At 42.6% G+C, this 622-nt stretch carries 1 protein-coding gene; it reads right to left on the reverse strand.

The genetic code is table 11. The annotated features are described in order from the left end of the window. Positions 1-174: 174 nt before the first annotated feature. Entirely contained in the window at positions 175-498 is a 324-nt protein-coding gene (locus tag N1032_RS26200) for a hypothetical protein (protein ID WP_259543568.1), read from the reverse strand. Positions 499-622: the final 124 nt, after the last annotated feature.

The following is a 622-nucleotide window of genomic DNA, read 5'->3' on the forward strand; positions in this document are numbered from 1 at the left end:
CCATATAGGTGAGCTTGAGTTACTAACCGAACGTTAGATAAGCACCGTAGGCCAGCACTAAATACACCGCCAAAGTTAAGGCGGGGTATAAGAACATTATCTTCCAGTGCTCAATCATTACCGTTACTTACTGGAGTTTGTCCGAAGTATAAAAACTCAGGAAGTTCCAACCAACTACATTCGTTCATCTTGATTCCCCTTCAATTCTTTCTTGAAGCAGATACCACACAATTTGTACCTAACACCAAACCGTGAAGCTGCTACTGTACCTTCCAGAAGGCTTGAGGCGACGATTTTATTAGTCACCCCATCTAACTTACTCTTATGGACAACAAAGCCACAGTGAGCCTTGTGGAGCGTATTAGCAGCCGCATTAGGTGAGTCAGCTTTATAGATAAGTACAACACCACCAGTGCTTGCCGCTGCTTCTGTTGCAGCTTTGTATCGTTCTTCAAGATTAGGTTCGATATCGTTGACAGTAAAAAGTTGCATTACCATTTATTACTTTAACTCACGACAGAAATCATCAGACCACACTTCCTTGCCATCCTGACCAATGACAGCGATGAAAGTACCGAAAATTTCTTTACGCTTGTGGTGCATCTCTTGGGAGATTACAACA

Origin of the sequence: Herbiconiux daphne (assembly GCF_024979295.1) — a bacterium.
Classification (GTDB): Bacteria; Actinomycetota; Actinomycetes; order Actinomycetales; family Microbacteriaceae; genus Herbiconiux; species Herbiconiux daphnes.

What these genes read in the sequence shown, in the direction of transcription:
- N1032_RS26200 (WP_259543568.1), bottom strand. Translation starts at nt 498, where the DNA reads ATGGTAATGCAACTTTTTACTGTCAACGATATCGAACCTAATCTTGAA.